This is a genomic window from Nocardia brasiliensis ATCC 700358, assembly GCF_000250675.2.
Lineage (GTDB): Bacteria > Actinomycetota > Actinomycetes > Mycobacteriales > Mycobacteriaceae > Nocardia > Nocardia brasiliensis_B.
Genome location: NC_018681.1, coordinates 9,053,142 through 9,079,995, shown reverse-complemented (window position 1 = coordinate 9,079,995; position 26,854 = coordinate 9,053,142). Strand labels below are relative to the sequence as shown.

The window sequence follows — 26,854 nt, the reverse complement described above, 5'->3', positions numbered from 1 at the left end:
CGCCGGGTACGGGCGAACTCGGTGGGCCGCTCTACCGGTGGCCGCCGACGTTCCCGCATGCGCGCCTGAGTCTGGCTTGAAGACGCGGAGAGGCGGGTAAGATAATTGGTATGGCAACGCGTAAGGTCACCCTTTCGCTGGACGAGGCCGCTTGGTCCTATGCCGAGCAGGCCGCGGCCCGCGCGGGTATGTCGCCGTCGGCGTGGATATCGAAGGCCGCGCGTCGCGAGGCCGTGCGCACCGGCTGCGGCCCGGCGCCCGATGTGACGGGCGAGGCGGCCGCGGACGCGGCCGAGCTGGCCGCCGCCGAGGAGGCGATGCGTGCGGCGGGGTGAACTGTGGATCTACAACCCGCATGGTTCGCCCCGACGGCGCACGGTCGTGCTCATCAGCAGTGATGGCATCAACGAGTCGCCGCGGCCGTGGCTGATCGCCGCCGAGGTGGTGGCCGAGGACCCGCAGGACATCCTCGCGGTGCCGGTGCAGCGGTACGGCTGGGTGCACGCGGGCAACATCGGCCGCATCTTCCGCGGCTGGCTCGCCGAGCGGGTGGACGAGATGGAGTCCGAGACGCTGGAGCGCCTGGACACCGCGCTGCGCGCCGCGATGGATTTGTGAAAACGGCATCGGCACGACGGTTTCCGGCTCGGTCGGTACCATCGGGGCCGACGTCGGCGCTGTCGTGACGTCCGTTCGGTCCAGGCAATGGCTAGTGCCCATTCGAAAGAAGAGGATTCAGGTGCGGATCTCCCTGATCGCCGCGGCGCTCATCGCGCTGCCGGTGCTCGCGGCATGCGGAAGCGACAAAGCGGCGGCGGCGCCGGCGGTGACCCAGGCCGACCTCGCCAAGTCCCTTCAGGACAAGGGGCTCAAGAACCAGGAACTCGCCGAGTGCGCGGCGAAACTCTTTGTCGAGCAGGGCATCTCGCAGGACGGACTGCGGGTGATGGTGAGCGACGAGTACGACACCAAGGCCGCCGACCAGCAGACCCTCGGCATGAGCAAGGAAGACGCGGAGAAGGCCCGCACCGCGAGCACCCGCATCGCCACGGAATGCATGGCCACCCCGCGCTGAGATCTGCCCAGCCCTGGTAATCACCGGCCTGCGCCGGAGGTTGTGTCCGACTTATCCTGATATCGCGTCGACGTGCGTCGACGAGACACGGGGGTGGACATGCAACCGAACTATCCGGGATCGCCCTATCCGCCGCAGCCGCAGGCCGCGCCGCGGGTCACGCCGTCGGGCTGGTGGTTCGCGCTCGGCGCGTTGCTGATCGCCCTCGGCGTGCTCGGCGGCGCGGCCTTGGCGGTGGGCAGTTTCACCCAGGTGTCCGGCCGGGTGGACGACTTCCAACGGATCGAGGTGCCGGGGTCCGGTGCCGTGCAACTGTCCGAAACCGGCGGATACACGGTGTATTTCGAATACTCGGGCGCGTCGGAGGCGATTTTCGGCGGCGAGGTGAACGTGCGCATCGCCGATCCCGGCGGAGCGCCGGTGCAGTTGCGGCGCTACGACTCCGACGTCACCTACTCCTTCGGCAAGCGTGAAGGCCGCGCGGCACTGTCGTTCGACGCCGCGGTGCCGGGGACCTACCAGGTGACGATCCAAGGTGACCCGGGCACCAGCGCCACGGCGGCGATCGGGCGCGGGCTCGGCACCTCGTTCGTCGGCACCCTGCTCGGCGGTATCGCGCTCGGCGTCGGGGGACTGCTGCTCGGCCTGGCGGTCGTCATCGTGGTCGCGGTCAAGCGCAGTGGCAGCAAGCGCCGGGCCGCGGCGTCCGGTTTCACCGGCGGCTATCCCTCCGGCCCCCCGCTACCCGGCCCGTACCAGTACTGACGGCTTCATAGCGCGACGACGAGTTCGACGCGGGTGCGTGAGCCCGCGTCGAGTTCCTCGGCGGTGCGGATCGCCTTCTTCACCGGTAGCACGTAGGTGGCGCGGGATTTATCCGGGAACAGGGAGGTGGACCAGCGGCTCGCGCCGATGGTGACGTGCACCCGGACCGAGCCGAACCCGCCGACCCGGTGCGCGTAGCGTTCCTCGATCTCGTCGGCGACGTCCTCGGGCAGCGAGACGAAATACCAGGAGCCCGCGTGGTGCTCCCACACTTGCGCGTCGAACGAGTACTGCGATCCAGCCACGCCGCGACTGTAGCGCCACCCTCCGACAATCGGTCAGGACCAGCACTTTCGCCGCGCGTACCGACAGCGGCGCGCCGGATTCGGATCGCGCTGCGCGCAACCCGTGAGCTCCCCCGCGGCGTGCGCGATCGTGGGGTGATGACATCCATCGCAGCCGAATCCGCCACCGACGCCGAACTGGACGCGGTCTTCGGGCCGATCTTCGACCGGATCGCGCAGGGCGCGGTGGAGCGGGAGATCGATCGCCGGCTGCCGTTCGACGAGGTCGGGTGGTTGCGCGAGGCGAGGTTCGGCGCGCTGCGGGTGCCGGTCGAATTCGGCGGCTACGGTGGCACGGTACGTCAGCTGTTCCGGTTGCTCATCGAGCTGGCCGCGGCCGAGTCGAATCTGCCGCAGGCGCTGCGCGTGCACTTCTCGTTCGTGGAAGACCAGCTGCTCGCCGAGCCCGGTCCGGCCCGCGAGCAGTGGCTGCGGGCCGTGGCCGCCGGCACGCTGGTCGGCAACGCGATCACCGAGCCGGGCGTCGGCGCGGTCGACCGCTACCGGACCCGGCTGACCAGGGACGGCGATCGCTGGCTGCTGAACGGCGTGAAGTACTACAGCACCGGTTCGCTCTACGCGGACCACATCCTGGCCGCGGCCGACCGCGACGGCGAGCGGGTCGGCGTGCTGGTCGACGCGAGCGCCGACGGCGTACGGCAGCACGACGATTGGGATGGTTTCGGCCAGCGGCTGACCGCAAGCGGCACCACGGAATTCACCGACGTGGTGGTGTCCGAGGAACGTATCCTCGGGCCCGGCTACGGTGCGCCCGGCCCCACCTACGGGACGTCGTACCTGCAATTGGTGCAACTCGCGGTGCTCGCGGGCATCGCGCAGCGCGCGGAGTCCGACGCCCGGGCCTGGGTGGCGGGCCGGACCCGCAGCTACACGCATTCCGCGGCGGGGCTGCCGCGCCAGGATCCGTTGGTACAGCAGGTGATCGGCAAGTTGTCGGCGGCGTCGTTCGCCGCGCGGTCGAGTGTGCTCGCCGTCGCGGACGTGCTCGACGACGTGCTCGCCGCGGGCGCCACTGACGAAAAATCCCTGGTCGCCGCCGAACTCGCGGCGGCACAGGCCCAGCTCGCGGTGATCGACCTGGTGCTGCCCGCCACCTCGCTGTTGTTCGAAGTCGGTGGCGCGTCGGTGGTTTCGGAGCGGCAGCGGCTGGATCGGCACTGGCGCAACGCCCGCACCATCTCGGTGCACAATCCGGCGATCCAGAAGGCGCGCGCGATCGGCGATCACCTGTTGAACGGCACCGACCTGCCCTTCGCCTGGAGTGCGGGGGAACGCAAAGCCACCGAAGGAGCGGCCGAATGACCCGTCGAATTCGCTTCAACGCCTTCGACATGAACTGCGTCGCCCACCAATCACCCGGCCTGTGGCGGCATCCGGACGACCAGTCGCACCGCTACAAGGAACTGAGCTACTGGACCGATCTGGCGCGACTGCTGGAGCAGGGCCGGTTCGACGGCATCTTCATCGCCGACGTGCTCGGTACCTATGACGTCTACGGCGGCACCGATATCGCCGCGTTGCGTCAGGGTGCGCAGATCCCGGTCGCCGATCCGCTGCTGCTGGTCTCGGCGATGGCCGCGGTCACCGAGCATCTCGGGTTCGGCATCACCACCGGCACCGGTTTCGAGCATCCGTTCCCGTTCGCCCGCCGGCTCTCCACCCTCGACCATCTGACCAACGGCCGGATCGGCTGGAACGTGGTGACCGGCTACTTGCCCTCGGCGGCACGGAATTTCGGCGCCGCCGATCAGCTCGACCACGACGAGCGCTACAACCAGGCCGACGAGTACCTCGAGGTGCTGTACAAGCTGTGGGAGGGCTCGTGGGAGGACGACGCCGTGGTGCGCGACGCCGCCCAGGGCGTTTACGTCGACCCGGCGAAGGTGCATCACATCGGCCATCAGGGCAAGCACTTCACGGTCCCGGGGATCCATCTGTCCGAGCCGTCGCCGCAGCGCACGCCGGTCATCTACCAGGCGGGCGCCTCCACCCGCGGCGTGCGCTTCGCCGCCGAGAACGCCGAAGCCATATTCATCGCCGCGCCCTCGAAAAGGCTACTGGCGCAGACGGTTTCCCGAATCAGGTCCGAGCTGGCGCAGGCCGGGCGTGACCCGTACGCGGCGCGGATCTACGCGCTGGCCACCATCATCACCGACGCGACCGACGAGGCGGCACAGCGCAAGCACGAGGAGTACCTGTCCTACGCCAGCATCGAGGGCGGCCTGGTGTTCATGTCCGGCTGGATGGGCATCGATCTGTCGAGTTACGACCTGGACGACCCGATCGGGCAGGTGCAGAGCAACGCCATCCAGTCCGCGGTGGCCGCCTTCCAGGAGTTCGATGACGACGGACGCGAATGGACCGTGCGCGATATCGGGCGGTGGGCCGGCATCGGTGGCATGGGACCGGTCTTCGTCGGCTCCGGTGCGACCGTCGCCGACCGTCTCCAGGAGTGGGTCGCCGACACCGATCTCGACGGTTTCAACCTGGCCTATGCGATCACCCCGGGGTCGTTCGAAGACGTTGTCCGCCACGTGGTTCCCGTGCTGACCGAGCGTGGCGCCTACGCCGCCGACTATGTGCCGGGCACCTTGCGCAACGCGCTGTTCGGGGCGGGAGATCGGCTGCCGGACGAACACCGCGGCGCCCGCTACCGCGTCGGCGCGGCCGGGTCGACGGTGCTGTCCGACGAGGTCGCGCGGCCCGGCGCCGCGGTTGTCACGCCGAACCTTTAGCGGTGAGACTGTCGTTGCGGTGCATCCGCCGCAACGACAGTCGATTACGCAGGGAGTGCGGCGAGGAACGCCCGCGCGACGGATTCGAGGCCCTGCCGGTCGATCTCGTCGAACCGGCCCGGTTTCGGGCTGTCCAGATCGAAGACGCCGATCAGCGCGCCGTTGTGCACAAGGGGGACAACCACTTCCGAGCGGGTGTCGGCGTCGCAGGCGATATGGCCGGGGAAAACGTGCACGTCCGGCACCAATTGCGTTTCCCCGGTTTGTGCCGCCGTGCCACACACGCCTTTTCCGAGGGGGATACGCACACAGGCAGGTTTGCCCTGAAACGGCCCGACCACGAGTTCGTGCCCGTCGTGAAAATAGAAGCCGACCCAATTGACGTCGGGCAGTGCGTGAAATACCAGCGCCGCGATATTCGCGGCGTTGGCGGTCCGGTCCGGCTCGCCCGCGACCAGCGCGCTCGCCTGCGCGGTGAGCTGGCGGTACTGCTCGGTGCGGTCTCCGGTCAGCTCGGCAACGGTAAACGACATGGGCCGAATGGTACGCCTGCGCAAAGGCTGGTTCGCTCATTGATTCTCGGTGATCGCAACACTCACGAGGGCTGCGCCACACCTCGATGATCCCTACATGACAACGCAGAATTCCGTTCCCCGTTCCCCCCGTTCGGCCGCGGTGATCGGTGCGGGCCAAACCGGCGCCACTGCGGCACTGGGTTTGCTCGACGCCGGATTCGACGTGACCCTCTACAGCGACCGTGATCAGCGCAGTCTGCGCGACGACGTCCCCGCCACCGGCACCGCACTCGAATTCGGCGTGACCCAGCAGGCCGAGTCGGCACTCGGCCTGGACACCTACACCGGTCGCGCACCCCGGCACACCGGCCTCAGCGTCCGGATCGCCGGACCGGAGGGCGCCGAATTGATCCAGTTCGACGGCACTTTCGACGGCTATGTCGGCGTCGCCGTCGACACCCGGTTGAAGGCCGACGAGCGTTTGAGCGCGTTCCTGGAGCGCGGCGGTCGCTTCGTCGTCGAGTCGGTGACTCCGGAGACCCTCGACTCGATCGCCGCCGCGAACGATCTGACGCTGGTCGCCACCGGTCGTGGCGGGCTGTCCGACCTGTTCCCGATCGACGAGACGCGCACCCCCTATGACGCGCCGCAGCGTTCGCTGCTCACCGTCACCGTGACCGGAATCGGCCACGACAAGGACGTTTTCGCGCACCGCAGCCCCGCGGGCGGCGCACACAGCGGCTTCTCCATCCTGGCCGAGCAGGGTGAGGCCTGGTGGGGCCCATACCTGCACAAGGACGCCGGACCCAGCTGGGCGTTCCTCGGCTGGGCGCGCCCCGGTAGCGACTGGGAAACCCGTTTCGCCACAGCGGATTCCGCGGAATCGGCGTTGCGCGTCGTGCAGGACCTGTACCGGGACTTCATCGATTGGGACCTGCCGGAGGTGCTGGCCACCCAGGTGCTCGCCGACGACCCGCACTCCTGGCTGAAAGGCGCGGTGCGGCCGGTGGTCCGGGCGGCCGTCGGGCACACCGCGGGCGGCCACGTGGTGGCCTCGCTGGGCGACACCTCCGCGGCCTACGACCCGATCGCGGGCCAAGGGGCGCAGAGCGGGCTCATCCAGGCCCAGCGACTGGTGGCCGCCGCGGCGGTGCACGACGGTCCGTTCGACGAGGCCTGGTTCACCGAGCAGTACGCCGAGTTCCTCGCGGTGCGCGGCGATGCCGCCAACAAGGTCACCCGGCTGTTCCTCGGCGATCCCGAACTGGCCGAGATCGGCAATCAGCTGTTCGCGGCGGCGAGCGTCGCACCGAAGTTCGCCGCCGCGCTGGTCGGCCTGCTGCACCACCCGCAGCCCTTCCTCGAGGTCGACTCGCTCGACGCCGCCAACGCCTTCATCACCCGGGTCACCGGCGAGGACGCGCTCGCCGTGCTCGGCCGGTTCACGCCCGCGGGCAAGTTCGCCCGGTCCACCTTCTCGGATGCCCTCGCCAGCGCCTGATATCGGCACGCCTCGGCACAGCGATCCGATCGCACAGATTCAAACCCTCGTGCCGATCGGGTCGCGGTGCTGGAGTGGTGTAGATCGACGGCTACCCCCGAAACCATGGAGCAGCTATGACCACGGAGCAGATCGCCGACCAGATCAAATTCGCCTACTGGGTGCCCAATGTCAGCGGGGGACTGGTCACCAGCGATATCGAGCAGCGCACCAGCTGGGACTTCGACTACAACAAGAAGCTGGCGCAGACCGCCGAGCGCAACGGCTTCGAATACGCGCTGTCCCAGGTGCGCTACACCGCGTCCTACGGCGCCGAATTCCAGCACGAGTCGACCTCGTTCAGCCTCGCGCTGCTCGGCGCGACCGAGCGGCTGAAGGTGATCGCGGCGATCCACCCCGGCCTCTGGCATCCCGCGGTGCTCGCGAAGTTCGGCGCCACCGCCGACCACCTCTCCAACGGCCGCTTCGCCATCAATGTCGTCTCCGGGTGGTTCGCGGGTGAATTCACCGCGCTGGGCGAGCCGTGGCTCGAGCACGACGAAAGGTACCGGCGCAGCGCCGAATTCCTCGAGGTGATCCGCAAGATCTGGACCGAGGACAACGTGAACTACGGCGGCGACTTCTACCGGATCCGGGATTTCACGCTGAAGCCGAAACCGCTCAACACCGCGCAGCGGCCGAATCCCGAACTGTTCCAAGGCGGCAACTCGACCGCCGCCCGCCGCAACGGCGGCCGCTACGCCGACTGGTACTTCTCCAACGGCAAGGACTTCGACGGCGTCACCGAACAACTCGACGATCTGCGGGCGGTGGCCCGGGAGAACAATCGCGAGGTGAAGTTCGGCCTGAACGGTTTCATCATCGCCCGGGACACCGAAAAGGAGGCGCAGGACACGCTGCGTGAGATCATCGAGAAGGCGAACAAGCCTGCTGTGGAAGGTTTCCGGGACGCGGTGCAGCAGGCGGGCGCGTCCACCAAGGACCACACGGGCATGTGGGCCGACTCGACCTTCGAGGATCTCGTGCAGTACAACGACGGCTTTCGCACCAAACTGATCGGCACCCCCGAGCAGATCGCCGAGCGCATCGTCGCCTACCGCGAGCTCGGCGTCGACCTGATCCTCGGCGGCTTCCTGCACTTCCAGGAGGAGATCGAGTACTTCGGGGCGAAAGTGCTACCGCTGGTCCGGGAACTGGAGGCCGCGCGGCGGCCGGTCGCGGCGGTGGGCTGATGACCGCGGTCGCGGCCGATCGCATCACCTCGGCGGCACAGGCGTTTTCGGTCGCGCAGGGGCTGGCGGCGCAGTTCGCCGCCGGCGCCGCCGTGCGCGACCGCGACCGCGTCCTGCCGCACGACGAGGTGGATCGGCTCGCGGCCGCCGGCCTGCTCGCGGTGACCGTGCCCGCCGCGTACGGCGGCGCGGAGCTGCCGCCGAGCGCGGTCGCGGAGGTGGTGCGGATTCTCGCGACCGCCGACCCGAATATCGCGCAGATCCCGCACAGCCACTTCGTCTATCTGAACCTGGTGCGGCTGGCCGGTTCCGACGCGCAGCGGCGCAGGTATTTCGGGCAGGTGCTCGACGGTGCGCGCATCGCCAACGCGCAGTCCGAACGCGGCGGTGCGACCATCGCCGATATCAGCACCACCTTGCGCCCGGACGGCAAGCGGTTTCGCGTCGACGGTCGCAAGTTCTATTGCACCGGTTCGCTGTTCGCGAATCTGCTGGCGGTGCTGACCAAGCTGGACGATCCGGACGGTCGCAGCGGGCTGGAGCCGGGGGAGTACATCGTGTACCTGCCCGCCGACACCCCCGGCGTGCAGATCATCGACGACTGGAACGGTTTCGGCCAGCGCACAACCGGCAGCGGCACCGTGCGGTTCGACGAGGTGCTCGTGGATCCCGACCAGGTGATCGCCCGTTCGGCGGCGGTGCGGGCCCCGCACGCGTACGGCGCATTCGCGCAGCTGCTGCACGCCGCCATCGACACCGGCATTGCCCGCGGCGCACTCACGGCGGCAACGGAATTCGTGCAGACCGCCAGCAGGCCATGGTTCGAAGCCGACGTCGCCCGCGCGATCGACGATCCCTTGCTGATCCAGCGCTTCGGCGAGTTGTCCGTGACGGTCACCGCCGCCGAGGCCACGCTAACCGCGGCGGGTCTCGCCGTCGACGGGGCGACCGGTACTGCAGCGGAAGCGAATTCCGCCGCGCGGGCCTCGCTCGCGGTGGCGGCCGCGAAGGTACTCGCCTATCGGGCCGCGACCGAGGTATCGAGCGCCCTGTTCGAGGTCGGCGGGACACGCAGTGCCGCAGCAGATCTGAACCTGCATCACTTCTGGCGGAACGCGCGCACGCACACCTTGCACGATCCGGTCCGATGGAAGTACCAGCACCTCGGCCGTGCCCTGTTGCACGGCACGGCGCCGCCGTTGCACGGGGTGCTCTGACCGCTCGCGCGGTCGAACAGTTTGTCAGCGAGAGGGATACGAACAGTGACAGTGACGGTCGTAGTCGGCAATCCGAAGCCCGCTTCCCGCACCCTGACCGCGGCCACACTGGTCGCGCGGGGGCTGCGCCCCGACGTGGAGCCCGCCGTGCTCGATCTGGTCGAGTTCGGTCCCGCGCTGCTCGGCTGGGGTGATCCCGCGGTGGGCGCGGCGGTGCGCACCGTAGCCGATTCGGAGATGGTCGTTTTCGCCAGTCCGACGTTCAAAGCCACCTACACCGGGTTGCTGAAGCTGTTCCTCGAACAGTTCGACGGCGGCACCGGATTGGCCGGTGTGCTCGGCGTCCCCGTAATGCTCGGCGCCGGGCCCGGGCACGCGCTCGCACCCGACCTGCTGCTCAAACCGGTCCTGGTCGAACTGGGCGCCACCGCCGCGCTGCCCGGCCTCTACCTCTCCGATCGCACCTTCCAGGAGGACGGCGCGATCGACCGCTACAGCGACCGGTGGCGCCCCGTCGCCCAGGCGCTGGCCACCGTGAAGGCGACCGATCATGCATGAGCTCTTCGAATCTCCCGCCGACGGCAGCGGCCTACGCCGCGCCTTCGCCAACTTCCCGAGTGGTGTGGTCGCCGTCTGCGCCGATATCGACGGCGCCCCACACGGTCTCGCGGTGAGCACCTTCGTGCCGGTCTCCCTCGATCCGCCACTGGTGTCGTTCTGCGTGCAGAACTCGTCCTCGACCTGGCCGAAACTCGCCGCCGCGGGACATCTCGGCTTGAGCCTGCTCGGCACCGACCAGCAGGACGCCGCCCGCTCGCTCGGTGCCCGCAACGGCGACCGTTTCCGCGGCACCGCACTACATCGCGGCACCGGTGAGGCGGTCTTCATCGACGGGGCGTCGGCGTGGATCGAAGGGGTGCCGGAGGCGGAGGTGCCCGCGGGCGATCACGCGGTCGTCATCCTGCGCATCCACCGCATCGCCACCCGCACCGACGTCGACCCGCTCGTTTTCCACGGCAGCAGGTTCCGTCGATTGCATGCCGAGGTCGACATCGCGTCGTGAGGTAGCCCGCCGGATGTGCGAGACTGGTGACACATTCGTTCGGAAGGGTCTGTCATGACCATGGGTATGGTTTTAGGGGACGGCTCCGCGCGCACGTCGACGCGGGAGCGCTAGCCACACCCACTCGCAGTAACTCCTCGTCGAGGTGCACTCCGTGCCCCTGACTGCCCGACCACGAGGAGTTGTCCGTGTCCACCGTGACCTGGACCGAAGCCGAGACCGTCCGATCCGCCCGCTGGCATTCCGAAAGTGCGACACCGGCACCCAGCCGCGTCCTGATCGCCGACGACCGGCTGCCCGCCGCCACCGCGTACCGGCTGGCCTGCGAAGGCACCGCACTGCTGTGGCGGGGCGACTATCACAATGGCCGCCAGCTGCTGCGGGCGATGGCGCGGCGTATCGATCGGAAAGTGCCTGCGCGCCAAGATGATCCGGCGGAGATGTTTCGCGCGCAGCGCCGGGCCCGCAACCAGCGCGCCCGGGTGCTCGGGAAGCTGCTCGTGCACCTCGAGCACGACCATGCGCTCGCGTTGCGCCGCGCCCCCGACGTCCGTGCGGCCTGTGACCAGGCGTACGGACCGGGCCGCGGGCCCGTGCTCGTCGCGCTCACCGAACTCCTCGGCGTGCTCAGTGCTGCGCAATGGCGCGAAAAGGGTGTCCCCATAACGGCTCTCGGTGACCGCATCCATCCGCACTACGGCGTGTTCGCGCCGGTCCGCGGTGAATATGTCGACCTCGTCGCCGGTGCGCCCCTACCGGCCGGTGCGGCGACTGCTTTCGATCTCGGCACGGGCACCGGCGTGCTGGCCGCGGTACTCGCGCGGCGCGGCATCCGGCGGGTCGTCGCCACCGACGACAACCCCCGCGCCCTGATCTGTGCCCGCGAGAACACGGACCGGCTGCGGCTCGCCGACACGGTCCACGTCACCGGGCCCACCCTTTATCCCGAAGGCCGCGCCGACCTGATCGTCTGCAATCCGCCGTGGCTGCCCGCCCGGCCCACCTCCGCCCTCGAGCGCGGCGTCTACGACGCGGACAGCGCGATGCTGCGCCAGTTCCTCGCAGGCCTGCCCGCCCACCTCACCCCTGGTGGGGAGGCCTGGCTCGTCCTCTCCGACCTCGCCGAACGGCTCGGCCTGCGCACCCGGCCCGAACTCCACGCCCACATCGCCGCCGCCGGTCTACACGTCCTCGACCGCCTCGACACCATCCCCCACCACCCCCGCACCCGCGACACCACCGACCCGCTACACACCGCCCGCACCACCGAAATCACCTCCCTCTGGCGCCTGGGCTGACCACCGCCGCGCACTTCCCGTCACCCCGCGCGCGTGTCAGTCGACCGACACGCGCGCGGGACACCGAAAGGTGCGCGGGGTGCTGAGAGGTGCGCGGGATGCCGAAACGCGCAGCGGGGTACTGAAAGGTGTGCGGGGCGCTGAAACGCGCGGCGGGACGTCGAGAAGTGAGCGGGATGCGCCGGACGCTGCGGCGCGGGAGGGCAGGGCGCGTGCACGCGGCCCGCGCCGCCAAGGTCAGCTAGCTCTGGCGCCTGGAGTCAGCACTGCCGCGCACTTTTCGTCACCCCGCGCGCGTGTCAGTCGACTGACACGCGCGCGGGACACCGAAAGGTGCGCGGGACACCGAAAGGTGCGCGGGACACCGAAAGGTGCGCGGGACACCGAAAGGTGCGCGGGACACCGAAAGGTGCGCGGGATGCAAGGGACGCTGCGGCGCGGGACGGCGGGGCGCGTGCACGCCGCGCGCGCCGTGGAGGTCAGCTTGCTCTGGCGCCTGGGTTCAGCGCTGCCGCGCACCTTTCGTCACGCCGCGCGCGTGTCAGTCGACCGACATGCGCGCGGGACGCAAAAAGGTGCGCGGGACACCGAAAGGTGCGCGGGGCGCTGTGCGCGTGCGGGGCGCCGAACCGCGGCGGATGTCGCGAGCAGGTTGCGGATGTTGTTGCATTGCCGCATCATCCGCGCTGTACGGGTTTGCTCACCGGGGGTGTGGAAATTATCCTCGGCAAGAACCGCACCGGGCCGGCACCTACCGTGGTGGAACTCCCGTGGCGGAGTATCTGATGAGGGTTGGTAAGGAGTGTGGCCACGATGTCGGCCGAGATGGTGAAGTGCCGAGGCTGCCACCACCAGTGGCCGTTGAGCGCGCACAACGTGTGCCACTGCGCGCAATGCCATCAAACGTTCGCCGACGAAGCGGCGGCCCTACGCCACCAGGACGTCTCTTACACCCGCCGCAAGCCCTACGTGCGCTGCCGCACCCCCGCCGAAGCGGGCCTGGTCGACGGTGCGCGAACCTACGCGGGCAAGCCCTACCTCTGCCTGGTCCCCGCCACCGAAACCCCCACCCCCTGAACAACATTCACCGCAGTGGACACCCCCGAAACGCAATCGGCTCCGACCTGAACTACCAGATCGGAGCCATGCTGAGCCGATGACGGGAATCGAACCCGCGCTGTCTGCTTGGGAAGCAGAAGTTCTACCATTGAACTACATCGGCGAAGCGGTGAACCGCTTGTCGAGACTCTAGCAGAGTCAGCGCGGGAGCGGGAAAAGTCCAGGCAGGAGTGTTTGACCTGCGGTGATGGGTAGGTACAACCGCCGGGCGGGAGGCCGAGACTGATCCGGGTTCGATCACTTTCGGCGGTCCTCGGTGGCGTTCAGGCGGCCTCGATCGGGTCGATTTTTCCCAGATTTTTCCCAACGAGGGAACCGAGCCCGTCGCGCCGCCGACGCCGGAACCAAGTGCTCGACTTCCGTGTGACGACCTCGCTTTGCAGCGGCGTCGCTGTGCGATAACCGGCCCCCATCAAGTCATGGGCGTGTCCTACGGGTGGGCGTGTCGCAGATTCTCGGCTGGACGGCATTTGCCTTGCGGCGCAACGGGTTCACTGGCTATGCTGCGGTTGACCTGCTGGCAGTCTTGCTGCAGGGCGTCGAGGGATGAGATCGGCGCGAATCCGGCAACAACAACCACCGTTGTGGTGATCCTTGCCGTCCCATTCCCAACCTATCCCTCGCATACGCCGACCACGGCGCACGCTGCGCCCGAGAGGTCATCATGACGCAGCACGACCCGATGGCCGAGCGCCGAGTACGGGCTGTCACGTCGGGCACCGACTGCCGGCGGAACCAGGTGCGGGAGCTGAGGTATCGGCACACAGTCGATCAGAGATGTGCGGCGGCGGGCGGGTTGAGCCGGGCTCCGGCGCGAGTCCACCTGCTGAGCAACCGATCATGAGCGCCGGGTTCGCAATGCAGCACCACCTGGAACCCCCTCGGTGTCGGCGAGGCGACGCCGGTGCCGGTGGAGACCAGCCCTGAGGGTTCCGCGAGTTCCTGATGAATGAAGTTCAGACTGTCGACGAACGCCTCCAATGCTGACTTGTCCTCGACCAAGACGGCGTCAGCGTTCCACACGGCAAGGGCGTATCCCTGCGTTCCTGGAGGAAGCCATTCGTCGAGATCTCTCATGCATTCGTCGAAAGCGGCCCAGTTCTGCCCGAAGTACCAGGGGAATTGGAACACTCGGCCGCAGCCGTTGTGTTGTCGAGTTGACGATCAGCCGTAGAAGACACCGAAATCCGCTACCCCCGCTTCTTTGGAAGCTCTGCTGCTACTGCGTCACCGGCGGGGGTGTTTTTCGGCCAATACAGATAGCCGTCGGACAGCTTCCGGCCTCACCGCAATTTCTCACGCGATTGATGGGGAAGCAGCCGTGTAAACCAGCCTGATGCTGGACTCCCAACTTTGAAACCCGGTTCTCGGTAGCACTTTGCCTTCCAACGTTGGTGGCACCTCGCCGATGCCGTCGACATTGCCGACATGAAAATAGGCTTGACCGCCCGAAATGGATATCAAGGAGCTTGGCATACAGGCAATCTCGATGCCATAACCTGCGGAAGAATTTACGCGCGGAACCGATCCCACAATGGTTCGGACCATTGGCCCGTGCATTTTTTCGGTTGATATTTTCAGGTCGAGATCTTGTTCGACAACAAGCAGCCCTGTGTTTCCTTCGTCAATCTGAAGCGCGGTGCGTAGGTCCAGAAGCAACCCGACCGATGAAATATGGGACATATAGCGAACATCTATAACGCATGCTTCCAGCAGTAGATCCTCGGTAGTGAGCGGATTCCATTGAATTTCTTCTGGGACACGGCCATGGTCGCCGGAAAGGAGCGATTCGAGTCGTACCACCCGAGCTTCATGATCGCTGGTCAACTGGGCCTACCTAGGTGGGAGTTCAATGTGGGCGTAAGGATCGGCATTTGAAACCGTTCGACCGGTCAAGGGATTTACAGTCTGGCCACTGTTGTTCATGTACACCACGTAACCATTAGGGTATTGATACTTTCCGGTACTGACAGGATCCATCACACGAATGGACGTTACCTTGGCGTCGAGTCCGGCCGTACCCTGCGGAATCGGGTACTCGATACCCTTACCTGTCGGCGTTGTTGTTCCTGTGGCCCCAGGCGGAACGGCTGGAATGGTTTCACCTTTGGGACCGGTTATCGTCGCAGGCTTCGGCGGCCCGCTGGGGCCTGGTCGAACCCGGGGGCCGTCACTGCGGCCACCGCCTCCCGTTCCGGGTGCCGGTCGTTGGAAGCCCCACATGGCCAGGCCGGCGGCCATGGCCGCGGCGGCACCGCTGCCTTTGGCGGGTGGGTCGGTGACTTGGTGGTAGCCGTTCTGGTCTTGGACGATCAGCGCGTAGGGCAGCCAGCCGTCTTTGTCTTTCGCGCCGGGGTCGTCCAGGCGTGGGTTGATGTAGGTGTAGGCGACGTACCAGTTGTGGTTGTCGCCCTCAGGGCCCGGCACGCGGGATAGGTACATCTGATCGTTGGGGTTACTCGGGAAGGTGATGCCGCCCTCGATCGTGGGTGGTAGCCCTTTGTCTTTCAGGCTCGGGTTGTCAGCGGTGACCTGAGGTTCGGGGAAGATGTGCACCGAGTTCGCGGTCCCCATGCTGGGGTCGCTCCAGCTCGGTGTGATGAAGCGGCCGTCGGCGTCGAATTCGACCACGGTGCCGTCGTTGAGGCTGTAACTGGTCCCTGTCTCGTCGCGCGCACGCCGACGCAGTCCTGCGCTCAGGAACGCGGTCAGTCCGGTCAGCAGTAGCGCCGGAACGCGGTTGTCACCTCGGCCGGTGTCCGTGCTGACCGGGGTGCCAGGTTGCGGGCGTTGCGGTGGTATGGCCGGAGGATTCAGGAGTCGTTGTTTGAGGTCGGCGAACTCCTGATCGGACAGCAGACCCTGCTCGTGGAGTCGGGCCGCGCGTTCGAGCTGAGAAACCAGGTCCTCACCTCCGGCTGCCGGAACCGGCAGCGGCGCTGGTTGACCGCCGTCGGCGGGCGCGGGCACCACGGGCAGAGTCGGGTTGTTCGGAGCCAGGGGATTCGCGGATCCAGGTGGGAGCCGGTTTCCGGGCAGGACGGGTGGGGTGAATCCGGGAACCGGCACGATCGGTGTGCCGTTGCCGGGCCCAGGGTCAGGCGGGATGACGCCACCGAGGGTAGGCCCGTAACCGCCGCCTTGGGGCTGGTTCGGCTGTCCCGGCAGCACCGGTGGCGCGGTGGTCGGTGCTTGACCGGGATCGGACATCCCAGGTGGCGGCGGTGGCGGCGGTTTGGGGACCGGGATGCACGGCCAGCCCGGATGCAGCTGCTGCCACTGCTCGCAGGGGATATCGGGTTGTGCGGCAACCGGATACGTCCACAACGCGCCGCACCCACCAGCCAGGGCGAGCAGTGCGGTGGCAGTCGCGGCCCGACGAAGCAGCCGGTCGCGGCGCACGGTCACCGACCGGTGCCGCGCTGGGTGCGCAATCGGTCCAGGAGTTGATCGAGCCCCCACCAGAACAGCCGTCCGGCGATGGACATATAGACGAAGAACCCCAGATACACCCAGACAGCGCCGTGCTGGTCAGCCCAGCCCGGTATCCGGTTCAGATACGCGAACGCGGTAATCAGCATCACCACGCCGACCACGATCGCTCCCAGCACACGCAGCGAATCGGTCGCACTGCCGCCGGCGAAGCCCTGACGATCTCGCGTGGTAGGAGCCGTGGTCATGTCGAACCCCCTTCGCCGAACCGATACCGGACCTGAACAAAGGCAGAGAGCATCAAACTCGCACAGCGTCACGCTGGCTATATGCGGAAGCTATCACATGGAAGGAGCTGGCCTTCGGCAAGTACCGTCGTCTGCCGCACGAGCAGTTCAGCGTGCGCGATGCTCAGAGATAGACCGGGTCGCCGTAGACCGAGAACGAGTCGGTACTCGTCGGTGTGGCGAGTGACACCGTGACCACCGAACGCACCGAAACCGGTCCGCCACAGGCGTCGACCTTCATCTCGGCCTCCCGCGTGGCGATCGAACCATAGGCGCCATTCAGTGATTTCGCGCCGAGAACCAACTGTGTGATGCCGCCGGGCTTGAGTGTCCCCGACACGCTCGGATTCACACCGGCGTTGCCGCCCACCAAGCCCGACGGATACTGCGACACCGTCACCACTCCGTTGACACCGACGTTGAGTCCCAACCCCGCGGTGAGACCGGTACTCACATCGATCTGGCACCCGAGTTGCAACCCGATCTGCACGGCCGCCGCGTTGACCGGCGCACGCCCCTCCCCCTCGATCGACACAGCGCCTTTCACGCTGTAGAAGCCCTCGCGTGTGTAGGCGGTGGCCGCCAAATTGGGCCAGCGGTCCAACTTTTCATCGGTTTTGAATACGTTGACGACCCATCCGTCATCAGTGGTGAACGACCCGAACTTGTCCGCCACCGGTTCCGCGGCCGCCACTCCGACGCCCAACAGCACCGCTGGCAAACCCATCACGAACGATAAGCAACCCAACAACGCCCAAACGCGCCTGAACACGAATCCGCCTCCTCGAAACCCCCAGTAGGAACAGCGAAACAAGAAACCTGGCCGACCCTAGACCAACCGACCCGACCATCGCACCGACACGCCCACGACCACACTCCTTCGACCACACCGGTCGAGTACGACGTTCGCTCTGACCGAACACCGCCTGGCCGTCCGCGCAGGTGGAGCTGGGCCGCCCTCGGCTGGCCACGGTACGACCTGCGCCGATCCCTGTGGCGCCAGAACTCGTGGTGCTCACACCGCCCGCAGCATTCCGCGCAGGACCACGTGCTGCGCGACAACCAGTTCGCCGGTGGGGCGGAAGCCGTCGTGCTCGGCGAGTGCGGCGCTGTGGTCGTTTGTGGCGATGACGAAGACGTCGACTCGGCTGGCCTCGATACGCGCGCGCACCAGTTGGGCGGTCACGCCTTTCGCGCGGGCGTGGGGCAGCGTTCCACCGCACGCCAGGTATAGGTGTGGATGCTTCGGGCGGAGGCCCTCGATCTGGCGGGAGGTGGCCAAGGCCCGTGGTGCCGTCCAGCCCAAAGCGCGGATCAAGCTGAGCGGCTTGGTCATTGGCGTAGCAACACCCGGTAGATCCCACAGGACGACGCTCACGATCCCGGTGTCGTCGGACGCGGTGTCGACAATCCCTTTACGTCGTCGCGCCTCCACCCGAGAGTGCCAGAAGTACGGCAACGCGCGCCGTCGGCGATCTGGATCCGGCCAGAAGAAGGTCATCAAGGGTTCGTCCGCGAACGCCTCCGCGAGAACTCGGGCTTCCGGTGTCACGGGATCAAGGCTACGGCTGTCGCGGGGACGGTTCCCGTCAGACGAGGGCTTGGCGGAGGGCGGTCAGCCAGGGGGTCCAACGCGGATCCGGCCCTACGGCGACGTCGGCGGTCATGTCGGTGCAGGTGTAGCCGACCGCGGTGCCGGAGGCGGGGTGGGCGAAGCCGATGCGGCCGCCGGTGCCGACGTGGCCGAAGGAGGTGGCGCCGAGCATGGGGTTGCCGGTTTGCGGGAGTTCGTAGCCGTTGGCGAAGCGGTGGGTGACGGGGAGGAGGTCGATGGGGGCCGGGTGGATGAGGTGGTCGGTGCCGGGGCGGCAGGCACGCTCGACGGTGGCGGGGGTGAGCAGCCGGATGCCGTCGACGGCGCCGATGGTGGCGGCGTACATGCGGGCCAGGGCGCGGGCGTTGCCGATGGCGTTGCCCGCCGGGACCTCGGCCGCGTGCCCGGCGCGGGTGTTGAGCAGTTCGATGCCGTCTTCGCGGGTCGCCACGGTGTCGAGAAGGTTGCGCACCAGGCGGGATTCGAGATCGATACCCATCCTGGCGAGCACGGCCGATACGTCGGCGGCCGACGGTGAGGGCGTGCGGGTGAACTGTGGAACAACCCGGGGCTCTTCGGTTTCCGGCAGACCGATCCACAGGCTCAACCCGAGCGGTTCGGCGATTTCGGCGGCGAGGAAGTCGCCGACGTTCTTTCCGCTGACCCGCCGCACCAGTTCGCCGGCCAGGAAACCCCAGGTGATGGCGTGGTAGTAGAACGCGGTTCCCGGTCGCCACAGCGGCGCCATCGTTTCGAGCGCGGACACGCACCGCGCCCAATCCGTGAAGTCCGCTGCGCGGATACCGGATTCGGGTTCGAAGCCGCACAGCCCGGCCCGGTGGGTGAGCAGGTCGGCGACCGTCACATCCGCTTTGCCGTTGGCGGCGAACTCCGGCCAGTACTCCCGGACCGGCGCCTCGAGGTCGAGCTGTCCACGTTCGACGAGCAGGTGCACGCAGGTTGCCGTCACCCCTTTCGAGGCCGACATCAACACCACCAGCGACTCTGCGTCCCAAGCTTTTCCGGTGATCGGATCGTGGCCGGCCCACAGGTCGACGACGACCCGGCCGTGACGATGGACACACAACTGCGCGGCACCCGCGTCTTTCTCGTGCGCCTGCCCGAATGCGACCCGAACGTCCTCGTATCCACGCTCGACGAACCCCTCGACCAACACCACAACTCCTCCTCGCGATCCGGCGGCACCGCCTGACCCGGTGAAAACCCTTCGGTGCCAGACAGTATTGGACGGCATGGCAGGCGCGGCGTCGTTCAGCCGGGGTTCACCAGCTGGACGTCTGGACGGACTGTTCGCGCGCGAGGTTGCTGGACACGATCTTGATACGGACTCTCGGGTTCTCGCGTTCTCTTTCTCGACCGACACCGAGCCGCGCCCTGGGCAACGAAAGCCGGGTCACGCGAACGGTATTCGCGCGCTACTGTCAGATCTCGACCGAGGAGTATTGACGTGACATCATCGCGGATCGATTCGAGGCACGGCTGGGCGGCGGGCAGGCCCGATACCCGCCCGGCTGCTACGGCGCAGCACGAGCGGTTGCGGCGGCCGCCGCGGTTACGCACGATTCGGCTGGGTCGGATGGAACTGACCTATGTGCCCGACGGCGCGGTCTTTCTGAAGCCGTCCGGGTGGTTGCCGGACGCCACCGCCCAGGACTGGGCCGCCTACGCCGACCATCTCGACGAGAACGGGCACCTGGTCGCGGGCATCGGCGCGCTGCTGGTGCGCTATCGCAGGCGCGCGCTGCTCATCGACGCGGGGATCGGCCCGGTCGTCATGCCGGACGAGCCGGACAACCCGATGACGGGTGCGACGCACGGCGGCGCGTTGCTGCGCAACCTGGCGCGGCTCGGCGTGGCCGGCCGGATCGACGCGGTCGCGTTCACCCACTTGCACACCGATCACTTCGGCTGGACGTTGTATCCGGGTCCGGGCGGTGTGCCGCCGTTCGGCACGGCCCGGTATCTGGTGAACGAGTCGGAGTGGGACTGGTGGCACGCCTTGCCGCCGGAATTGGTCGCGGCGCTGCCGGATTGGGCGCGCAACAGCATCACGACGCCGCAGATGCTGGCGACCATCACGGCCAGGGTGCAGCCGTTCGTGAACGGCGCGGAGGTGTTCCCCGGCGTGCGGGCACAGGAGATCCCCGGGCACACCGCGGGGCATACCGCGTTCGCGCTCAAGTCCATGGGCCGGCGCCTGGTGATGATCGGTGACGCGCTGCACAGTCCGGTGCAGGTGCGGCATCCGGAGTGGGCGTGTGGCTCGGATTTCGATCCCGCCGAAGGGATTCGCCGACGCCGGATGCTGGTCGACCGGCTAGCCTCCACCGGCGATCTGGCCTTCGGAATCCACTTCGCCGACGTGCCGTTCGGCCGGGTGCGCCGGGACGGGGACGGCCGCACCACCTGGATCCCGTACGGCTGACCGGTGTTTCGCGCCGGCGCGCACGGCATCGTGTTCGCGCGCTTCGAGATAGCGGTAGCCGCTGAAGGTCGCGATCACCAGCAGCGCGCCGATGGCCCACCCGCCGAGCACGTCGGTGGTCCAGTGCACGCCGAGGTAGATGCGGGAAAGACCCACCGCGGCAACGAAAGTGGCGGCCGCGATCGCCGCGATCCAGCGTGCGGCGCGGCGTCGCAGGCGGGGAATCAGCAGCACGGACACGATGCCGACGATCGCCATCGAACCGAGGCTGTGCCCGGACGGGTAGGCGAAGTTGGTCTTGACGACGACATGCAGGTCGACCGGCGGGCGCGGCCGGGCGATCAGGTTCTTGCCGCCGTCTACGAACAGCCAGGACAGCAGACCGGTCACGATGACCAGTCCGGCCGCGCGCCAGTACCCGAACCAGCCGAAGGCGATCACGGCGAGGGTGGCCAGTGTGGTCATCGCGACCGTGCCGCCGATATTGCTGACCGTGATCGCGATCGGGGTCAGTACGCCGTTGCGATGCGCGACCGCCCAGTCCGCGATATCCGGGTCGATCGAGGTGAGCCCGTCGCGGGCCACCACGTTGGCGGTGAGTCCGACGATGAACACGATGAGCAACCCGGCCACCACCGCGAGCGGCGGTACCCGGCGTCGAGTCGGGACGAGCGTGGGATTCGGGGTCACCTTTCCCAGGATGTCATTGCCATGCTGTGTATTCGCTGAGTACGAGAAAATCGGACAAAACGGACCAGCTCAGAACATGCTGTAGCCGCCGTCGATCAGCAGCGTGTCCCCCGTGTGATAAGCGCTGGCCGGGCTGGCCAGATACACCGCGACGGCCTCGAAATCGGTGGCCGTACCCCAGCGCTTGGCCGGGATCCGGGGCTGCACGCGCTCCCGGAAGCGATCCCAGGCGAACACGCCGTCCGTCATCGGCGTCTCCACCCAGCCCGGCAGCACCGAGTTCGCGCGGATGCCGTATTTGCCGAGCTCGACCGCGATCGAATTCATGATGGCGATCAGACCCGCCTTGCTCGCCGCATAGGACTGGCCGCGCGGCACACCCTGTTTGGCGGCCAGACTGGCGGTGCCCACCAGGCTGCCGCCCTCGCCCTGCGCGACCATCACCTTCGCCGCCTCGCGCAGCGTGACGAACGCGGCGTCGAGGTTGATCGAGGTGACCCGCCGGAATTCGGCGAGATCGGTCTCCAGGAACGGCAGACCACCTTGCGGTACACCGGCATTGGCGAAACAGGAGTCGATCCGGCCGAGTTCGTCCATTACCCTGGCCATCGTGTCGCGCACCTGCTGCTCGTCGCCGACATCGCAGGACAGGGTGAGCACCCGTCCGCCGTAACCGCGCAGGATCTCCGCGGCGTCGGCGTTGCGCTCGGTGTTGCGGCCGACGACGCACACGTCGGCGCCGGCTCGCGCGAGCCCGCGGGCGAAGCCGAGACCGATCCCGGAGTTGCCTCCGGTCACCACGGCCACGTGGCCGCTCAGGTCGAACAGTGCGGGCTCGGTCATCCGGTTCATCCCTTCGGTCACCGGCGGCGCCGGGCGCGACTGCCCGGTGCCGCCTCGAACGAGTGGAGGATATCGCCGCGGCCGCATCGATGTGCGGCTGAAGACCGGCGGCGAGCAGGCGCTACGCTGCTTGCCGTGCTGCTTTCCGATCGTGACATCCGTGCGGAGATCGCCGCTGGGCGTCTCGGCGTCGAGCCATTGCTGGAGACGCTGATCCAGCCGTCGAGTATCGACGTGCGCCTGGACGGGATGTTCCGGGTGTTCAACAACACCCGCTACACCCATATCGACCCGGCGCAGCAGCAGGACGAGCTGACCAGCCTGGTCGAACCGGCCGCAGGTGAACCCTTCGTGCTGCATCCCGGCGAGTTCGTGCTCGGCTCGACACTCGAGGTGTGCACGCTGCCCGACGACCTGGCCGGACGACTGGAGGGCAAGTCGAGTCTGGGCCGCCTCGGCCTGTTGACGCACTCGACCGCGGGTTTCATCGACCCCGGTTTCAGCGGACACATCACACTGGAACTCTCCAACGTGGCCAACCTGCCGATCACCCTGTGGCCCGGCATGAAAATCGGCCAACTCTGCCTGCTCCGCCTCACCAGCCCCGCCGAACACCCCTACGGCAGCGCCACCGCCGGCTCGAAATACCAAGGCCAGCGCGGCCCCACCCCCTCCCGCTCCTACCTAAACTTCCCCCTCCCCACCGCGGCGGAATCACGATAGTTCCCCTCACGCCAGTTGTTCTTCGGACAGCTCCGGGGCGCGGTGGCGGAAGTGGAGGCGGGTGGACGGGGGTGTCCAGAGTAGGGCGAAGACGATCAGGGAGAGGGTCCAGCCGGCCAGGAGGGCCAGGTGGGCGCCGGTGGTGGGGAACAGCACCCAGACCACGAATCGCCCGAGGAACTGGCCGCCGAGCAAGACGGTGATGGTGATGCGGGCCCAGTTGCGGCCGCGCAGGACGGGGAGCAGCAGGGCGGCGTAGAGCGGGGCGCTGATCAGATGGAACACGGTGCCGACGTGCCAGCTGAACGGTGAAAACACCAGGACGAGAACGTGATTGACGGCGTGTATGCCGATGCCGAGGGCGGCCAGACGCACGGTGAGCGGTGCGGACATCGCGGGAGTCCCTTCGCGGTGGAGGTGCGGGGAACGCTACGGTCCACGCGCGCCGCGGTATTGGACGAATAGGACATGGCTGTGTGCGACAGTGATCGGCGTGAACCAGGATTGGGAAGATCGGGTAGCGGCCGCGTGGACCACGATCGATGAGCACGACGCCGCCGACTTCCGGGCCGCGATCGACGCCCTGGTCGCCGAATTGCCGGACGCGCATCCGCGCGGGGCGTTCGAGCGGGCGTGTGCCTGGGATTCGACCGGCCACTCCGACCAGGCGGTGCCGCTGTACCGGGCGGCGTTGGCGGGCGGACTCGACGACTACCGGCGCAGGCGCGCCACGATCCAGCTGTCCAGTTCGCTGCGCAACATCGGTCATGCCGCGGAGGGTGTCGAGCTGCTGACCCGTGAACTCGACGCGCCGTCGGACGAGCTGGACGACGCCGTCCGCGCGTGCCTCGCCCTGTGCCTGTCCACCCTCGGCCGCGACCGAGAGGGACTGTCCCTGGTACTCGGCGCATTGGCCGCCCACCTGCCCCGCTACCAACGGTCCATGGCGAATTACGCTCGGCTGCTGGTAGAACCGGCGCAGTAGCGTTCAGCCGAGCAGACGTCCCGGCGCGGTACCCGCGAAGCGGCGGAAGTCGCGGATGAGATGTGATTGGTCGTAGTAGCCGAATTCGGCGGCGAGGCTGCTCATGTCGCGTTCGGGTCGGCTGGTCAGGGCGGTCAGGGCGGCGGAGAATCGGAGCAGGGAGCCGTAGTCCTTGGGCGGCAACCCGATCTGCTCGGCGAAGCGGCGCCGGAAATGCCGTTGGCTCCAGCCGCTTTCCGCCGCCAGCGTGGTGACCGGCCGGGTTCCGTTGGACCGGCGCAGTTCCCGTACTGCGTGCACGATCGCCCGGTCGGCGTGGTCGTCGCAGTCGCGGACGCGTCGGCGCAGGTAGTCGCCCAGTAGCGCGAATCGTGCCGGCCAGGTGCGGGATTCGGCGAGTCGCTCGGTCAGCTGCCGCACCGGCGGCCCGAGCAGTTCGGCGAGCGGGACCGCCTCGTTGCGTAATTCGTCGAGCGGCACACCGAGCAGCCGGCGCGCGCTCAGCGGATCGAGTTGCAGCTGGACGCTGCGCATCCGTCCGGCGTGCCCGGCGCTGCCCGCGCGGTCGTGCAAGCCGATGACCAGCGCGGTCGGGTCGAGACCGCGTCCCTCGAAGATCCCCTCCAGCGCGAAGACGAGTTTCACGGTGCCGCCGGGAATCTTCCTGCGGCGCACCGGGTTCGGTTCCAGCACGTCGAAACCGAAGCAGCGCAGCACGTCGAGGCCGGCGAACGCGGCGGGCGGCGCGGCCACCACCTGGTGCGCACGCACCTGGTAGGTCCCGCGCAGATCGCTCAGCCGATCACCGCCCATGTTCCGAGCCTACGACCCCGCGCGCACCGAAGCACCGGGTCGAGTCCGCCCCGCCGACTGCCAGAATTAAGGGGCGGACTCGACCCGGTTTGCGCCGGGCGGCAACGGGAACCGATCGCGGCGCGTGATCAGTCCCCGCCGCCCGCACCCACCGCCAGTGCCGTCGTGATGATGACGGATAACGGTGGGAGCGTGTCGCCGCGTCTCGGTGGGGATACCCAGAAGCACCCTTCCCGGGTCCACCGCCCGAGACCGGTCGGCAACATCACGGCACTACCTATGGCGGGGATGCCGATATCGAGACGATTGAGCACGTCCAATACCTGCACCCCCGGCCTGCTGTCCGGTTCGGCGAGGAAGCTCCACCGGATCTGCCTGGCCAGCATGGGCCCCCTGGTACCCTGCTGTTCCAGTGCGGCCCGGACCTTTTCGGCACGAGCGGTCGGCAAGTGGACGACGCAGACGCGGTTGGTGATCGGCAGCATGACGAAGCCGCCACGTTCGGTTACCGGTAGCCCGAACTCGTGCCGATAGAACGCCACCCAATCGTCGACAGTCCTGAGTTTCTCCACATTCACGGCGAACTCCTTGCCTCCCGCCTCAAGGTTCCAGGTAGGACCCCCGTTTCGGTATCGCCCGCACGCCCACTTTCCGCTGCCTTTCCGCTGCCTCTGGTACCAGCTCTGTTTCGTATGTAGCCGTGCCAACGAACCACTCGTACCCTGGGAGGAGTTCGTTCGGAAGGGATGACATCGTGGTCCGGCAATGGTCAGGTAAAGAGGCCCGTGCCCTTCGCGATGCCAAAAGGATGAGCATCAGGCAGTTCGCGGCTCATCTCGGGGTGCATGAACGCCTGGTCTCGAAGTGGGAGGCCGGTGGCGTCCGGGTGCACCCACGTCCGATCAACCAAGCCGCGCTCGATACCTCCCTGGCCAGGTCCGACGATGTTGTGCGGGCACGGTTTGCGGCAATGATCGATCAGCCGATGGCCGATCGACCGACCGCGCCCGGATTCGATGCGCCCGCCGATACCTCGGCGCGCGCCCAATATTCGAGCGACGCGGACCTTTTGGCTCTCATAGACGCCGGTGCGATGAGAGGGGATGCGTTAGCAGCGATTTCGGAGAGGGATCTCATCATGGCGGCTGCCCATGAGGCCAGCGAGCACGCCGGCCAGGCCGAGAGCACGAATGTGGGTGCGACCACGTTGGACCAGCTCGACGCCGATGTCAGACGCATCGCGAACGACTATGTGCACGTGCCACCGGTGCCGATGATGGTGGAGATGCTACGGGTGCGCCGCCGGGTGTACCGGCTGCTGGAAGGCCATCAGCGCCCCGCCGACACCAGTCATCTGTACCTGTTGGCGGGCACCCTCTCGGGTCTGCTCGCCAATGCGAGTACCGATCTGGGTTATTACGACGCGGCGGGTGAGCAGATCAGAGCCGCGTGGGCCTATTCGGAATTGTGCGGCCACAACGGTTTACGGGCCTGGACCCGGGGCATGCACGCGCTCATCGAGTATTGGTCGGAACGGCCGCGCCGCGGTGTGCTGCTGGCGCAGAGCGGCCAGGAATTCGCCGAATCCGCTACGGCGAAGGTGCGTTTGCTCAATATCGAGGCCAGAATCTGGTCGCGCCTGGGCAATTCGAACGATGCCGATCGCTGCATCCGGGCGGCCGACGACGCGCGTGAGGTCACCGAGACCGACACGCTGCACGACGAGGTCGGCGGCGTGTTCGGCTTCAACGACGCGAAGGCGCAGTACTACGCCGGCGCCACCTACATCCATCTCGGTCAGGCGACGCCCGCGCTGGCGGCCACCCAGCGCGCCATCGAGCTGTACTCGAACGGCCCGTCGGAGCAACGTTCCTATGGTGCCGAATCGCTGGCCCGGGTCGACTGTGCCGCGGCGCACCTGATCAACGGCAGTCTCGACGGCGCCGCCGAGGCGTTGCGGCCGGTGCTCGGGCTGGCCGAGGACAAGCGGATCGCGCAGCTGGAAGAGCGGTTGACCGGGGTGCGCCGGCGGATCGCGGGCCCGGACTTCCGGGACGCGGTCGGCGCGCGCTTCCTGGACGAGCGGATCGAGGAGTTCTGCGGCACGACGGCGGCGAAGGGGATACCTCCTGGCAACCCCGCTTCCTGAGGTGCTC

Annotated in this window: 30 protein-coding genes, 1 tRNA gene and 1 pseudogene; 17 read left to right on the top strand and 15 right to left on the bottom strand. The window is 67.7% G+C overall.

Annotated elements, in window-relative coordinates; translation table 11 throughout:
• Positions 1-110: 110 nt before the first annotated feature.
• The 4 genes from O3I_RS40670 (at position 111) to O3I_RS40655 (ending at position 1,840) form a co-directional block, all read left to right on the top strand.
• Positions 111-335, top strand: coding sequence for a hypothetical protein (locus O3I_RS40670; protein ID WP_014988904.1), 225 nt, complete (start codon positions 111-113; stop codon positions 333-335).
• On the top strand, positions 322-618 hold the full coding sequence (locus O3I_RS40665) for a hypothetical protein (RefSeq protein ID WP_014988903.1): 297 nt from the start codon (positions 322-324) through the stop codon (positions 616-618). Before O3I_RS40670 ends, O3I_RS40665 begins: the two co-directional genes overlap by 14 nt.
• Positions 619-739: 121 nt before the next feature.
• The gene (locus O3I_RS40660) at positions 740-1,075 is read left to right on the top strand and encodes a hypothetical protein (protein WP_014988902.1); all 336 of its coding nucleotides are present in this window, start codon (positions 740-742) and stop codon (positions 1,073-1,075) included.
• Positions 1,076-1,168: 93 nt separating this feature from the next.
• Positions 1,169-1,840 (top strand): hypothetical protein, encoded by a 672-nt coding sequence (locus O3I_RS40655; RefSeq protein ID WP_014988901.1) that lies wholly within the window; start codon positions 1,169-1,171, stop codon positions 1,838-1,840.
• Positions 1,841-1,845: 5 nt separating this feature from the next.
• On the opposite strand, the gene O3I_RS40650 is transcribed toward O3I_RS40655, so the two are convergent.
• Positions 1,846-2,145 (bottom strand): DUF1905 domain-containing protein, encoded by a 300-nt coding sequence (locus O3I_RS40650; RefSeq protein ID WP_014988900.1) that lies wholly within the window; start codon positions 2,143-2,145, stop codon positions 1,846-1,848.
• Positions 2,146-2,283: 138 nt separating this feature from the next.
• Between O3I_RS40650 and O3I_RS40645 the strand changes: the two genes are divergently transcribed.
• Together O3I_RS40645 and O3I_RS40640 are read left to right on the top strand one after the other, a co-directional pair.
• On the top strand, positions 2,284-3,507 hold the full coding sequence (locus tag O3I_RS40645; RefSeq protein WP_014988899.1) for an acyl-CoA dehydrogenase family protein: 1,224 nt from the start codon (positions 2,284-2,286) through the stop codon (positions 3,505-3,507).
• Positions 3,504-4,940 (top strand): LLM class flavin-dependent oxidoreductase, encoded by a 1,437-nt coding sequence (locus O3I_RS40640; RefSeq protein WP_014988898.1) that lies wholly within the window; start codon positions 3,504-3,506, stop codon positions 4,938-4,940. Before O3I_RS40645 ends, O3I_RS40640 begins: the two co-directional genes overlap by 4 nt.
• A 44-nt stretch (positions 4,941-4,984) precedes the next feature.
• Here O3I_RS40640 and O3I_RS40635 read toward each other — a convergent pair whose 3' ends face one another.
• Entirely contained in the window at positions 4,985-5,473 is a 489-nt protein-coding gene (locus O3I_RS40635) for a GAF domain-containing protein (RefSeq protein ID WP_014988897.1), read from the bottom strand.
• A 97-nt stretch (positions 5,474-5,570) separates the two neighbouring features.
• Here O3I_RS40635 and O3I_RS40630 point away from each other — a divergent pair, with 97 nt between their 5' ends.
• The 7 genes from O3I_RS40630 to O3I_RS40600 all read left to right on the top strand — a co-directional run bounded on the left by O3I_RS40630 (position 5,571) and on the right by O3I_RS40600 (position 12,843).
• Positions 5,571-6,956 carry a styrene monooxygenase/indole monooxygenase family protein gene (locus O3I_RS40630; protein ID WP_014988896.1) on the top strand — a complete coding sequence of 462 codons (1,386 nt, stop codon included), beginning with the start codon at positions 5,571-5,573 and terminating at the stop codon, positions 6,954-6,956.
• 116 nt (positions 6,957-7,072) lie between these two features.
• A complete protein-coding gene (gene sfnG, locus O3I_RS40625; RefSeq protein WP_014988895.1) occupies positions 7,073-8,188 on the top strand; it encodes a dimethylsulfone monooxygenase SfnG in 1,116 nt (371 codons plus the stop codon).
• The gene (locus O3I_RS40620) at positions 8,188-9,405 is read left to right on the top strand and encodes an SfnB family sulfur acquisition oxidoreductase (protein WP_014988894.1); all 1,218 of its coding nucleotides are present in this window, start codon (positions 8,188-8,190) and stop codon (positions 9,403-9,405) included. The genes sfnG and O3I_RS40620 overlap by 1 nt, the downstream gene beginning before the upstream one ends.
• A gap of 45 nt (positions 9,406-9,450) precedes the next feature.
• The gene (locus tag O3I_RS40615; RefSeq protein WP_041563184.1) at positions 9,451-9,963 is read left to right on the top strand and encodes an NADPH-dependent FMN reductase; all 513 of its coding nucleotides are present in this window, start codon (positions 9,451-9,453) and stop codon (positions 9,961-9,963) included.
• On the top strand, positions 9,956-10,468 hold the full coding sequence (locus O3I_RS40610; protein WP_014988892.1) for a flavin reductase family protein: 513 nt from the start codon (positions 9,956-9,958) through the stop codon (positions 10,466-10,468). Before O3I_RS40615 ends, O3I_RS40610 begins: the two co-directional genes overlap by 8 nt.
• Before the next feature lie 182 nt (positions 10,469-10,650).
• Positions 10,651-11,766: a methyltransferase gene (locus tag O3I_RS40605; protein ID WP_424769562.1), complete on the top strand. Its 1,116-nt coding sequence runs from the start codon at positions 10,651-10,653 to the stop codon at positions 11,764-11,766.
• Between the two features lie 813 nt (positions 11,767-12,579).
• Positions 12,580-12,843: a hypothetical protein gene (locus O3I_RS40600; RefSeq protein WP_014988890.1), complete on the top strand. Its 264-nt coding sequence runs from the start codon at positions 12,580-12,582 to the stop codon at positions 12,841-12,843.
• Between the two features lie 74 nt (positions 12,844-12,917).
• Here the strand turns inward: O3I_RS40600 and O3I_RS40595 are convergent.
• From O3I_RS40595 to O3I_RS40565, 8 genes and pseudogenes are all read right to left on the bottom strand, one after another.
• Positions 12,918-12,988: transfer RNA gene (locus tag O3I_RS40595), tRNA-Gly, on the bottom strand.
• Positions 12,989-13,656: 668 nt separating this feature from the next.
• A pseudogene (locus O3I_RS43260) lies at positions 13,657-14,022 on the bottom strand (barstar family protein); the annotation flags it as partial.
• Between the two features lie 159 nt (positions 14,023-14,181).
• The gene (locus O3I_RS45255) at positions 14,182-14,712 is read right to left on the bottom strand and encodes a hypothetical protein (RefSeq protein ID WP_141691726.1); all 531 of its coding nucleotides are present in this window, start codon (positions 14,710-14,712) and stop codon (positions 14,182-14,184) included.
• Positions 14,713-14,718: 6 nt separating this feature from the next.
• Positions 14,719-15,855, bottom strand: a complete 1,137-nt coding sequence (locus O3I_RS40585; protein ID WP_141691725.1) for an SHOCT domain-containing protein — start codon at positions 15,853-15,855, stop codon at positions 14,719-14,721.
• A gap of 434 nt (positions 15,856-16,289) precedes the next feature.
• Positions 16,290-16,565, bottom strand: coding sequence for a hypothetical protein (locus O3I_RS40580; RefSeq protein ID WP_014988887.1), 276 nt, complete (start codon positions 16,563-16,565; stop codon positions 16,290-16,292).
• Positions 16,566-16,728: 163 nt separating this feature from the next.
• On the bottom strand, positions 16,729-17,376 hold the full coding sequence (locus O3I_RS40575) for an MspA family porin (RefSeq protein ID WP_237748212.1): 648 nt from the start codon (positions 17,374-17,376) through the stop codon (positions 16,729-16,731).
• 243 nt (positions 17,377-17,619) lie between these two features.
• Complete coding sequence (locus O3I_RS44625) at positions 17,620-18,156, bottom strand: hypothetical protein (RefSeq protein WP_086006255.1); 537 nt, start codon at positions 18,154-18,156, stop codon at positions 17,620-17,622.
• Positions 18,157-18,193: 37 nt separating this feature from the next.
• Positions 18,194-19,378 carry a serine hydrolase domain-containing protein gene (locus tag O3I_RS40565; RefSeq protein ID WP_014988884.1) on the bottom strand — a complete coding sequence of 395 codons (1,185 nt, stop codon included), beginning with the start codon at positions 19,376-19,378 and terminating at the stop codon, positions 18,194-18,196.
• 288 nt (positions 19,379-19,666) lie between these two features.
• Here O3I_RS40565 and O3I_RS40560 point away from each other — a divergent pair, with 288 nt between their 5' ends.
• Positions 19,667-20,644 (top strand): MBL fold metallo-hydrolase, encoded by a 978-nt coding sequence (locus O3I_RS40560; RefSeq protein ID WP_216226489.1) that lies wholly within the window; start codon positions 19,667-19,669, stop codon positions 20,642-20,644.
• Here the strand turns inward: O3I_RS40560 and O3I_RS43250 are convergent.
• Positions 20,537-21,334, bottom strand: a complete 798-nt coding sequence (locus tag O3I_RS43250; protein WP_014988882.1) for a phosphatase PAP2 family protein — start codon at positions 21,332-21,334, stop codon at positions 20,537-20,539. The genes O3I_RS40560 and O3I_RS43250 overlap by 108 nt on opposite strands.
• A gap of 69 nt (positions 21,335-21,403) precedes the next feature.
• The gene (locus tag O3I_RS40550; protein ID WP_041564950.1) at positions 21,404-22,177 is read right to left on the bottom strand and encodes an SDR family NAD(P)-dependent oxidoreductase; all 774 of its coding nucleotides are present in this window, start codon (positions 22,175-22,177) and stop codon (positions 21,404-21,406) included.
• Between the two features lie 135 nt (positions 22,178-22,312).
• On the opposite strand from O3I_RS40550, the gene dcd reads away from it, so the two are divergent.
• On the top strand, positions 22,313-22,900 hold the full coding sequence (gene dcd, locus O3I_RS40545) for a dCTP deaminase (protein ID WP_014988880.1): 588 nt from the start codon (positions 22,313-22,315) through the stop codon (positions 22,898-22,900).
• 6 nt (positions 22,901-22,906) lie between these two features.
• Here dcd and O3I_RS40540 read toward each other — a convergent pair whose 3' ends face one another.
• A complete protein-coding gene (locus O3I_RS40540) occupies positions 22,907-23,293 on the bottom strand; it encodes a hypothetical protein (RefSeq protein WP_014988879.1) in 387 nt (128 codons plus the stop codon).
• Between the two features lie 100 nt (positions 23,294-23,393).
• Between O3I_RS40540 and O3I_RS40535 the strand changes: the two genes are divergently transcribed.
• On the top strand, positions 23,394-23,885 hold the full coding sequence (locus O3I_RS40535) for a tetratricopeptide repeat protein (RefSeq protein WP_202804911.1): 492 nt from the start codon (positions 23,394-23,396) through the stop codon (positions 23,883-23,885).
• 3 nt (positions 23,886-23,888) lie between these two features.
• On the opposite strand, the gene O3I_RS40530 is transcribed toward O3I_RS40535, so the two are convergent.
• Positions 23,889-24,698, bottom strand: a complete 810-nt coding sequence (locus O3I_RS40530) for an AraC family transcriptional regulator (RefSeq protein ID WP_014988877.1) — start codon at positions 24,696-24,698, stop codon at positions 23,889-23,891.
• Between the two features lie 128 nt (positions 24,699-24,826).
• Positions 24,827-25,276: a hypothetical protein gene (locus O3I_RS40525; protein WP_014988876.1), complete on the bottom strand. Its 450-nt coding sequence runs from the start codon at positions 25,274-25,276 to the stop codon at positions 24,827-24,829.
• Positions 25,277-25,836: 560 nt separating this feature from the next.
• Between O3I_RS40525 and O3I_RS40520 the strand changes: the two genes are divergently transcribed.
• Positions 25,837-26,847 carry an XRE family transcriptional regulator gene (locus tag O3I_RS40520; protein ID WP_237748211.1) on the top strand — a complete coding sequence of 337 codons (1,011 nt, stop codon included), beginning with the start codon at positions 25,837-25,839 and terminating at the stop codon, positions 26,845-26,847.
• Positions 26,848-26,854: the final 7 nt, after the last annotated feature.